This is a genomic window from Viridibacillus sp. FSL R5-0888 (assembly GCF_038009105.1).
Classification (GTDB): Bacteria; Bacillota; Bacilli; order Bacillales_A; family Planococcaceae; genus Viridibacillus; species Viridibacillus arenosi.
This window is the reverse complement of sequence record NZ_JBBPAU010000001.1, coordinates 679,888-690,725: the sequence shown is the minus strand read 5'-3', so window position 1 is coordinate 690,725 and position 10,838 is coordinate 679,888. Positions and strand designations below refer to the sequence as shown.

Annotated in this window: 12 protein-coding genes; 7 read left to right on the top strand and 5 right to left on the bottom strand. The window is 35.7% G+C overall.

Going from position 1 to position 10,838, the window contains the following annotated elements; all coding sequences use genetic code 11:
- Nucleotides 1-148 precede the first annotated feature (148 nt).
- The 3 genes from hemY to hemE are packed head-to-tail and all read right to left on the bottom strand — an operon-like array spanning nt 149 to nt 3,596.
- Complete coding sequence (gene hemY, locus MKY02_RS03385) at nt 149-1,570, bottom strand: protoporphyrinogen oxidase (protein WP_038188964.1); 1,422 nt, start codon at nt 1,568-1,570, stop codon at nt 149-151.
- 9 nt (nt 1,571-1,579) lie between these two features.
- A complete protein-coding gene (hemH, locus tag MKY02_RS03380) occupies nt 1,580-2,512 on the bottom strand; it encodes a ferrochelatase (RefSeq protein ID WP_038188966.1) in 933 nt (310 codons plus the stop codon).
- 34 nt (nt 2,513-2,546) lie between these two features.
- Nucleotides 2,547-3,596 carry a uroporphyrinogen decarboxylase gene (gene hemE / locus MKY02_RS03375; protein WP_038188971.1) on the bottom strand — a complete coding sequence of 350 codons (1,050 nt, stop codon included), beginning with the start codon at nt 3,594-3,596 and terminating at the stop codon, nt 2,547-2,549.
- A 367-nt stretch (nt 3,597-3,963) separates the two neighbouring features.
- Between hemE and MKY02_RS03370 the strand changes: the two genes are divergently transcribed.
- Nucleotides 3,964-4,482: an antibiotic biosynthesis monooxygenase family protein gene (locus tag MKY02_RS03370; RefSeq protein WP_038188974.1), complete on the top strand. Its 519-nt coding sequence runs from the start codon at nt 3,964-3,966 to the stop codon at nt 4,480-4,482.
- 84 nt (nt 4,483-4,566) lie between these two features.
- The gene (locus tag MKY02_RS03365; RefSeq protein WP_038188976.1) at nt 4,567-5,736 is read left to right on the top strand and encodes a M20 family metallopeptidase; all 1,170 of its coding nucleotides are present in this window, start codon (nt 4,567-4,569) and stop codon (nt 5,734-5,736) included.
- Nucleotides 5,737-5,774: 38 nt separating this feature from the next.
- Here MKY02_RS03365 and MKY02_RS03360 read toward each other — a convergent pair whose 3' ends face one another.
- Entirely contained in the window at nt 5,775-6,956 is a 1,182-nt protein-coding gene (locus tag MKY02_RS03360; RefSeq protein WP_340710618.1) for an ABC transporter permease, read from the bottom strand.
- Nucleotides 6,949-7,689: an ABC transporter ATP-binding protein gene (locus tag MKY02_RS03355; protein ID WP_038188991.1), complete on the bottom strand. Its 741-nt coding sequence runs from the start codon at nt 7,687-7,689 to the stop codon at nt 6,949-6,951. Before MKY02_RS03355 ends, MKY02_RS03360 begins: the two co-directional genes overlap by 8 nt.
- A 103-nt stretch (nt 7,690-7,792) precedes the next feature.
- Between MKY02_RS03355 and MKY02_RS03350 the strand changes: the two genes are divergently transcribed.
- From MKY02_RS03350 to MKY02_RS03330, 5 genes are all read left to right on the top strand, one after another.
- Entirely contained in the window at nt 7,793-8,224 is a 432-nt protein-coding gene (locus tag MKY02_RS03350) for an HIT family protein (protein WP_340710616.1), read from the top strand.
- Nucleotides 8,225-8,368: 144 nt separating this feature from the next.
- Entirely contained in the window at nt 8,369-8,896 is a 528-nt protein-coding gene (locus MKY02_RS03345) for a tryptophan transporter (protein WP_038188996.1), read from the top strand.
- 183 nt (nt 8,897-9,079) lie between these two features.
- Nucleotides 9,080-9,445, top strand: a complete 366-nt coding sequence (locus tag MKY02_RS03340) for a YtxH domain-containing protein (protein WP_038188999.1) — start codon at nt 9,080-9,082, stop codon at nt 9,443-9,445.
- Between the two features lie 142 nt (nt 9,446-9,587).
- A complete protein-coding gene (locus MKY02_RS03335) occupies nt 9,588-10,106 on the top strand; it encodes an HTH-type transcriptional regulator Hpr (protein WP_051448815.1) in 519 nt (172 codons plus the stop codon).
- 161 nt (nt 10,107-10,267) lie between these two features.
- Nucleotides 10,268-10,813, top strand: coding sequence for a DUF3267 domain-containing protein (locus MKY02_RS03330; protein WP_038189003.1), 546 nt, complete (start codon nt 10,268-10,270; stop codon nt 10,811-10,813).
- The last annotated feature ends 25 nt before the right edge of the window (nt 10,814-10,838 follow it).

The window sequence follows — 10,838 nt, the reverse complement described above, 5'->3', positions numbered from 1 at the left end:
TGAAATGACAAAAGCGCTCTTCTAAGGGAACATAACCAGAGTTCGCGACGTCATGTATGCCTCAAGAATTACATAAATATATTGATAAAATGGCAAAAAAAATCGCTCTTCTGTAGGTATCTTTAAACCAACGAAAAGAACGACTCCATTATTCAAATAATTTTATTAATAACTCATCCACTGCGCTTCGAGCCTGGTCAACACAATTAGGTAAACTTGTTCCTTCATAAGAACTTCCTACCAACTTCATCGTAGGGAAGTGTTCATATAATTCTTGTTTAACTAATTCTACACGTTGAGTGTGACCAACTGTATACTGAGGCATAGCTTCTTTCCATCTCGAAACAACGGTAAATAATGGACTCCCTTTTAGCGGGGTCACTCTATTTAAATCTTGTAAGACAATCTTTTCAATCTCACCATCCGATAAATCGACAATCGCTTCATCACCTGAACGTCCTACATAAACTTCCAATAAAGCATAGCCCTCTGGAACAAATGCCGGCCATTTTCGATGTATCCATGAACAAGATGTAATTGAGAAATCGCTATTACGCGCAACAGTGAATCCAGAGCCATTAAAACTTTCATCCATTGCTTCTATGGGAAATGCCATCGATACAGTAGCAACAGTTGCTAGTGGGATATCTTGTAAATTTTGTAATAAACCTTGTTTGGCAAACATTTTTTGAGTTATAAGATGTGGTGTAGCTAAAATTACTGCGTCTGCGGCAATTGAGGTCTTATTATTCAAAGACAATGTGACTTGATGCGCTGCTTTTGCAATCGATTCAACTTTGACACTTTTTAAAATAGTCGTATCTATTAGTCGTCCCTCTAATGCCTCTATCAACGTTTCAAGACCATTTATAAAAGTTTGGAATGAACGCTCTTCAATGCTCTTTGAGTCATCATGAGAGGTCTCAGAAAGTGCCTTTTTCATACCTGTCATTAAACTTCTATATTCTTTTTCCATTTCAATTAGTTCTGGAAAAGTTGCTTGTAAACTAAGCTGTTCTATATCTCCAGCAGAAATACCTAATAAAAGCGGCTCTATAATATTCTCAACAGTTTCCTTACCGAATCTTCTACGTATAAATTTCCCTAAAGGCTGATCTTCTTGTACTCGAGAACGAGGAAACCATAGGTCACATGTAGCACGCACTTTACCGCTCCAAGACACAATATCAGAAGCTAAAAATGAAGATAACTTTGTGGGAATCCCTAAAATTGACCCTGCTGGTACTGGATATAGTTTTTCATTGACAGTAATGTACGTTTGACCTGCTTCACTTCGAATGAGCTGGTCTTCGATACCTAAGTCTTTTACTAATTTGGCCATACTATTATTGTTATCAATAAATGAGTTTGGACCACGTTCAATGATAAAATTTTCCTTGCGTACAGTTTGAATCTTGCCACCTAAACGATGAGAAGATTCAATCAGTACTATTTCTAATGGAAGTTTTTTCTCTTTAGCCTCTTGTTGCAAATAGAACGCAGCAGCTAAGCCTGAAATCCCACCACCGATAACGGCTACTCTTTGCTTTTGTTCAGTCACATCAATCATCACTTTCTATTAGGCTTGAGATAACGTTTTATTAATAACATCAACCATTGCATCGATGAATAATGGATCATCGTTTGGCATAGCTGGACGACGATAGTTAGCTCCTAATTCTTCACAAACTATACGACATTCATAGTCATTGTCATACAATACCTCTAAATGTTCCGCAGTAAAGCCTACTGGTGTATAAACAAATGAACGGTAGCCTTTTTCGTTGTATAGTTCGCGGGTTAAATCTTGAACATCTGGTCCAAGCCAAGGTTCCGGTGTTTGACCAGCACTTTGCCAGCCCACTTCCATATGTTCTACTCCTGTTTCTTTCTGAAGAATTTCAGCTGTTTCATGTAGTTGATCTGCATAAGGGTCACCTAATTTAACAATCTTTTCAGGTAATGAGTGGTTAGAAACAATTAGACAAGCTGTGTTACGTTCTTCTTCTGACATGTCAGCAAACGCTTCATTGATTTTTTCAGTCCAATATTGGATGAATTTTGGCTCTTTGTACCAGCTTTCAACTGAAGTGATTGTTAAACCACCTAATTCTTCTGCTTTTTCTTTCGCACGGCCATTGTACGATTTAATAGAGAATGTTGAGAAGTGAGGGGCAAGTACGATGGAAACTGCTTCAGTAATACCGTCTTTATGCATTGCTTCTACTGCATCTTCTACGAATGGTGCAATATGTTTTAAACCAATATAAAGTTTGTACTCTACTTCATCTTGAACTTCATTTAAACGAGCACATAATGCTGCTGCTTGTTTACGAGTTGTTTCTGCAAGAGGAGAAATACCACCGATAGCTTGATAACGGCTACGTAGGTCTTCGATTAACTCTTCGCTAGGTTTGCGACCATGGCGAATATGTGTATAGTATGCCTCAATTTCATCTTCGTTGTTTGGTGTACCATAAGCCATAACTAATAAGCCCATTGTTTTTTTCATTGTAAATTCACCTCAAAAAATTATTTACTACTTATTAAGAACGTACTTTAACTTGCTCTGCACTGTATTCATGAATAAGTGTTGTTAAACGTTTTAAAACATCTGGATCTACTGAAGGGAAAACGCCGTGTCCTAAGTTGAAAATATGACCCGGTACTTCTAAGCCCTGGTCAATAATTGCTTTTGTGCGTTCTTCAATAACAGACCAATCAGCTAATAATAATGTTGGATCTAAGTTACCTTGAACTGGTTTAGTCATCCCCATAGCGCGCGCTTCTTTAATCGGCAAACGCCAATCTAAGCCGACAACATCTACCGGTAAATCATGCCATTCCATTGCTAAGTGGCTTGCACCTACGCCGAATGTGATCATCGGAACATCTAACTCTTTTAGCTCACTAAAAATTCTTGTCATAACTGGTTTAATGAAGATACGGTAATCTTCTTTGCTTAGTGCTCCAACCCATGAGTCAAAAATTTGGAATGCCTTAGCTCCTGCTCCAACTTGAGCTTTAATATCCACAATAATCATATCCGCTAACTTGTCCATTAACATGAACCAAGCTTGTGGCTCAGATACCATGAATGATTTTGTTAAGCTGTAACTTTTAGAAGGACCACCTTCAATCATATAGCTCGCAAGTGTAAATGGAGCGCCGGCAAAGCCGATTAAAGGTACATCTAATTGTTCTTCAGTTAAAAGTTTTATTGTATCAAGCACGAATGGTACATGTTCTTCAGGATTAAATTCGCGTAAAGCTTCTACATCTTTTACAGAGCGAATTGGGTTTGAAATCACTGGACCAATACCTGCTTTTATTTTCACATCAACACCCATACCTGGTAGTGGTGTTACGATATCTTTATATAAAATGGCTGCATCAACATTATAATTTTGTACCGGTAAATGTGTCACATAAGCACACAATTCTGGTTGATGTGTAATTTCCTCTAATGAGTATTTCTCTTTAATCTTACGGTATTCAGGCTGTGAACGTCCTGCTTGACGCATATACCAAACCGGAGTATAGGCTGTCCTCTCTCCACGTGCTGCGCGTAAAAGCGTATCATTAATCTTTCTCATGAATAGATTCATTCCCTTCATATATAAAAGTTATTCGTTTCGACTTTCGTATCCGTTTTCACTATAGTCGTTTCCCATGTTATTGTATAGTTTTCCGCCCGAAATGTCATGAAATTGTTTGTAATGTTGACATCTTTTCGACAAAGATGTCTGACAATCTAAAAACCCTCAAATTCTTTTAATATATTTTACTTATTATCGATATATCAAACATACAATTATTAATTGTGCACATTATAATGTTTAATTGATATAAACTATGGCTAAATATTATATACAAAGGAATGATAAAAGCGCCGGCTCGAGCAACTAGCCACTGAAACTGGTTATATTTAAGAACATATAAATTAAATAGGAGGCGTTATTATTGAATATTTATTTAACATCTGGAACTCCAGAATTTATGGTAAGCTTACGAAAAAAATATCCCAACGAAAAAATGATTGTATTACATGGCTCTGGCAACTCTATGTTGCTACATGAGACAGAGGGAAAATCTGTTTTTCAAACCCCTCGAAGCTACGAAGTAATCGATTCAATTAATGAATTAGAAGACAAAGGTTTCTTTGTATTGAATCATCTACCTGTTTCAGATGAAGGTCGTCCTATATTTGAACATCGTTTTTTAAGTCGTTCGCATGTAATTGATTCGGATCCTGGTTTCAAAGCATATCGCTTACTTAAACCGCTCAATTCCGAAACTTATATTGTCTTAACAGAATGGACTGGTCCAACTTCATTTGAAGCTTGGAAAGTATCAAAAGCATATAAAGAAGCTTTTGATAATCAAGTTGCTGCAGTAGGTATTGAAAATCGTAACATTTTCACAAGTAAAGCATATGTAACAACTTATACCACTGCAAAAAATGAAGAAACTGAAGATTAATTAGTAAAGTCGAGTCAAGCGCTCGGCTTTTTTTGTTATAATAAAAGCAAATCAATAATACTAACTATGAGTGAGGTATAGCAGATGAAACTACAACTTTTTGATAAACTAGATGCTTCTTATAAAGACATGGTACAAATTCGCCGCCATTTACATATGCATCCTGAAGTTTCTTTTAATGAGACTGAAACAGCTAAGTATATACAAAAATTTTACGATCAGCTCGGCGTTGTTTATGAAGCTAATGTTGGTGGCAACGGGGTTGTTGCACGTATTAAAGGCGGAAAAACTGGTAAAACAATTGCATTAAGAGCAGACTTTGATGCACTTCCTATTCAAGAATTAAACGATGTTCCCTATAAATCAACTGTCGCTGGTGTTATGCATGCTTGTGGTCATGATGGTCATACTGCCACATTACTACAACTTGCAAAAGCACTTCATGAAATGCGCGATCAGCTAGCTGGTGAATATGTCATCATTCATCAACATGCTGAAGAAATAGCGCCTGGTGGAGCAAAACCTATGGTGGAAGCGGGCTGCTTGGATGGTGTCGATGCTGTTTTTGGTACACATCTATGGTCACAAACACCGTTTGGCACTATTGAACATCGCTCAGGACCTATGATGGCTTCAGCAGATCGCTTCGAAATTTCTATACAAGGCCGCGGTGGACATGGTGCAATGCCACAAGATACGATTGATACAGTAACAATTGGTGCACAACTCGTTACAAATTTACAGCATATCGTCTCTCGCAGAGTTGATCCTATTAAATCGGCTGTAGTAACAATTGGTTCCTTCCACGCTGGAGATACTTTTAATGTTATTGCTGGGGAAGCTAAAATGTCAGGTACTGTCCGTACATTTTTACCTGAAGTCCGTGATTTAGTGGAAGCTGAAATTGAACGTATTATTAAAGGTACTTGCCTTGCCGCTGATTGCGCCTACACATTCGAATACATTAGGGGCTATCCAGCTGTTGTCAATCATGAGAAAGAGTCTGCTTTCCTTTTTGACATCGCGAAGGATATTCCTGGTGTTAATGAAGTACTTGAATGCGCTCCACTTATGGTTGGGGAAGATTTTTCATACTACCTAGAAAAGGTACCTGGTGTATTCTTCTTTACAGGTGCAATGCCTGAAGGAACTGCATATGCTCATCATCATGCAAAATTCGATTTCCGTGAAGAAGCAATGTTGATTGCTGCTAAAACGTTAGGTGCAGCAGTACTTGATTATCAAAATATATAAAAAAATCCTGAGACATTCACACTGTCTCAGGATTTTCTTTATTTCGTCATTCGTAATGTAAGCTCGCCAACGATTAACATAATCACAGGTCCGACATAAAATAATGGGTTACCTATGCCACAAATTAACACGATAATTGCTTGTACAATATTTACCACTCGAACAATTTTATGAACTGCTAGTTTACGATAAACTGTTGGTAATGGATATAACATATACATACTAAAATCTGTTGAAGAAATTAATGCTTGCTTCAACTGAATTGTCGTCGCAAATGCTAGCGCTGCTAAAAAGACGCCAACAGCAACAGGCATATTAATGATAAAAGCACCTATGCCCGCTATCGCCGTTAAACGCACCCATAAATAGAAATGGTCATCTGTACGGACAAAAGTGCGGAACACTAAATAGGCTTGTGTGTTTTCTTTTTTAAACGCTACCATTTTATATAGCGCATCCAACCACTGACGTCTTTTAATGCTACCATGTATATGAGGTACGTCTGTAAAATAATTAGCAAAACGATAAAGACGCAACATACGATTTTGCTCTAGTTTTACGAAATGCTCATAAGGAAAGGGATGCATAGTCTTTTGTTTCATCCAAGTAAAACCATAATAGATTACTGGAATAGCAACAATAATCATCATCCATATGTTCATCAATAACACTGATGCCAAAACAATAATAGAAATTAATATTCTTACAAGGCGATCTCCCCATACTGCTTGTCCTCGATTAGCCCAACGAAATGCAAAATCGACTTGTACATTCCACCATTTCATCAACACAACAACTACAAATGTTAATCCAATTGTCACTGTAGATACTTTTCCTATTTGTTTTAGCATAGGTAGGGCTATGATAAACGGTAAAACAACGACAAGAATCTGTGACCAAAATGTCCAATTTAGAGCCTTCTTAAAATAAATTGGAAGCTTTGTCTCAAGTGGCAATAAGTAAACTTGGTCAGGCTCACGGATTAAAGTCGTAGGACTACTGAATGCTAATAGAAAACCTATTACGATTGCAGTTACTAATATAGAAGGAAAATCAATTGGATTTGTTTTCAGCCACTCACTATATTGAAAGCCACCTGCGCCGATGATGAATACAAGTACGATTGCCATATGCCCCGTAAAGACATATTTCATATACTTTTGCACTTCATTTATATAATGAAAGAAGCGTGTACGCCACACATCATGCAAGTTATTCATGATCTTGCTCCTTTGTCATCGCGATGTATAGGTCGTCCAAAGTTGCACCTGGCATATTGAATGCTTGGCGTAAGTCATTCATCGTCCCTTGTGCGCGAAGTCGGCCATTATGTAACAATAAAATACGGTCACAATGTTTTTCAGCCGTCGATAAAATATGTGTAGACATCAAAATAGATGCTCCGTCTTTTTTCTTTTCATCCATGTGATCTAATAATGATTGAATCCCTAGTGGATCTAGCCCTAAAAATGGCTCATCAATAATATATAATGATGGATTAACTAAAAATGCACACATAATCATCACTTTTTGACGCATTCCTTTTGAGAAATGAGACGGAAACCAGTTTAATCGCTTTTCCATTCGGAATTCTTTTAATAATGGTTCAGAGCGTTCTTTTAATGTTTGTTCATCCAAACCATATGCCATTGCAGTTAATTCTAAATGTTCTTTCAAAGTTAACTCATCATATAATACAGGAGTTTCTGGAATATATGAAAATGAGGAACGATATTGATCCATATTTTCCTTTATTGTGATCCCGTTTAGAAGAATGTCTCCACTTTTTTGAGTCATTAATCCGATAATGTGTTTAATTGTAGTACTTTTCCCTGCCCCATTCAGTCCAATTAGTCCGACTAGTTCTCCAGGTTGAATTGTAAAGGATAAATCATGAATAACAGGTTTTCTCGTATAACCACCTGTTACGGATTGTAATTCTAATACTGTCATTCCTCGTCACTCCTATTCTTCTTACAGTTTATCAAAATTTTCGCAAACTAGCAGTTACCAATATGGTAAAATAAAAAGCAAAATGATGAAAGGTGTGTATTTTATGAGCGATTGTTTATTTTGTAAAATTATCGATGGTTCAATTCCTAGTATGAAAGTTTACGAAGACGAATTTGTCTATGCCTTTATGGATATTGGTCCCCTATCAAAAGGTCATACATTATTAATTCCTAAAGAGCATGTGGCAAACATTTTTGAAATGTCTTCTGAAGTAGCTTCGAATCTCTTTGCTGTTGCACCTAAAATTGCTAATGCTATTAAAAATACCTTCAACCCAGCTGGCATGAACTTAGTAAATAATAACGGAGAAGCGGCTGGCCAAACTGTATTTCACTTTCATTTACACTTCATACCAAGATATGATGAAACTGACGGATTTAAACCTACTTGGACCACAAAACCAGATGAATATACGCCAGTAATTTTAGCTGATTTAGCTGAACAAATTATTGAAAATCTAAATAAGAAGGGTTAACTTTCTTATTAATACTATTATATAATAGTATTGATTTCCCGATAATTTACCTGTAATATCATGTATAAGTTTCGCTTCCGATCACGAGGATACGGAAGGAAATAACAAAAGTTGAGCTCAGTGTAGCTATAGGAGAGATGAGAAATGAATACGAAGAATTTAGTTTTGATGGCACTTTTAGTTGGTGTAGGTGCGGCATTATATGTCGTGATTCCAGGAATTAATGGTGGTATGAAGCCAGACTTCATGCTAACTATGATGTTTATCGGCATCTTATTATTCCCTGGTATTAAAGAAGTTTTCTTACTATCAATAACAACAGGCGTGATTTCAGGCCTATTTTCAACATTCCCAGCTGGTTTTGTACCGAACATTATCGACAAATTAGTCACAGCATTTATTTTCTATGCAGCAGTTGTATTATTACAAAAGTTTGCTCAGAAAATTGCAGTATCGGCTGTTCTTGCCGGTGTAGGTACGATAATTTCAGGAAGTGTTTTCTTAGGCTCAGCAATATTAGTTGTTGGTGCGAAAATTCCATTTACAGCATTATTCATAACAGTAGTACTACCTGCTGTTGCCATTAACGTCGTAGCATTTATTATTATTTACCCAATCATCATTAATTTGGTTAAACGTTCGAAATTTAATACATCTTTAACACATGCCTAAACATTAATATTAAAAATAATATATTCAGAAGGTCACTATCTACAATACTATAGATAATGACCTTCTTTTTAATAGCTACAAATAATAAATAATTTTTGTTTTAATTTCTTTTATTGGATATCATGTTTTATTATAGTAAAAGAAGGATATACATAGTTTAAACTAGGAAGGAGAAACGATATTATGAAAACGTCTACATTTTTACTCGGCTTAACAACTGGAGCAATTGGGGGTATGGTAGCTGTTCTTTTATCTACACCACAATCAGGTAAAGAATTTAGATCATCACTGCAAACTACTAAAGAGGATCTTCAAAATAGAATAGCTGATATTAAAGGGTCTATTGAGAACATAAAAAATGAAGCTCAACAAACCATTCCTAAAGTTATTGAAGAATCAAAGGAATCTTTTGCTTCTTGGCAAGCTGAGACAGCGCCTATTCAAGAGAATCTACAACAAGAAATTGCTTCTTTACAAAGCTCTGTTGAAGAAATCGAAAAACATCTAGCAGAATTCCAAAATCGTAAGAATCCAAAAAATAATGAATAAAATTATACGATAGAAGTATATTTTTCGAGAAAAATAATTAAACTATTATAAAAATATATTTTTTGTACTATTTTATATTGGAAAACGATTGTTTATTATTTACAAATAATGTTATAATGTTAGAAAATTGCGAAAGTTGGTGATAGCTATGTCTGAAGACTTATATACGGTTCGTGAAGCTATGCTTTACAGCCAAAGAATCGCCCAGCTATCGAAGGCCCTTTGGAAAGCTGCTGAAAAAGATTGGCAAGCATGGATTAAACCATATGATTTGAATATCAATGAGCACCATGTATTATGGATTGCTTCTAATCTTGAAGGCGCATCGATTTCTGATATAGCAAAATTTGGTGTAATGCACGTATCGACCGCATTTAATTTCTCTAAAAATTTAGAGGAGCGTGGATTGCTTGCATTTTCTAAACGTAATGACGATAAGCGAAATACATATGTTGAGCTCACCGAAAAAGGTAAGTCATTACTTGTTGAATTGACAGAAAATTACAACCAATCGAAGCATAGTGTTCTTGAAGGTTCGCTTCCTTTAAAAGAAATGTATGGTAAATTCCCTGAATTGTTAGACCTTATGGCTATTATTCGTAATATCTATGGGGATGATTTCATGGATATTTTCGAAGGTTCATTACGTAAAATTGAATAATATTCAAAACGAGTTCAACCTGAGTATTGCTCCAAATGTTCAATACTCAGGGATGAAAACGCTATCTTTTTTTTAATATAAAATGACTTGATTTTCCTTATGAAAAGCATTAATGTTAGGTTTCGAAGATTATCATATTTTGAAATTGGAGATGCTAAACCTTGCATTGCTGGAAAACAATTAATGTACAGAAACAATACGGCCATGATCGTATTTTTTTATTGTCTACTATAATCGTCATTAGCGTATTTTCTGTTTTTTATATAGTTTTAAATATATTTAAAGAAGATCCGTTATCAGATCACTTATTCCCGCTCTTTTTACTGGTCTTTTTTATGATTTACCCTGCTCATAAGCTGCTACATTTTATGCCATTATTTAGTTATCGTAAAAGTTTGCGCTTTTCCATTGAGAAACAATATAGCTTTTTACCTGTATTGTCGATGCGTATCCATGAGCCCATTTTAAAAAGTCGTTATGTTTTTGCATTGCTCGTACCATTTATTCTACTGAACTTAGTTTTAATAATTGGCGCAATAATGTTTCCACCCTTTAGACATTACTTTTCGATTTTGTTGGCTTATCACTGTGGACTTTGCTTAATTGACCTATTGTATGTCAAACATCTTATACATTCGCCTAAAACGGCATTAATTGAAGAAACAGATAAGGGGTTTGAAATTTTAGTTCCATCATCTAACCAATGATGATTAACTTGTCATTTCTGTTCTT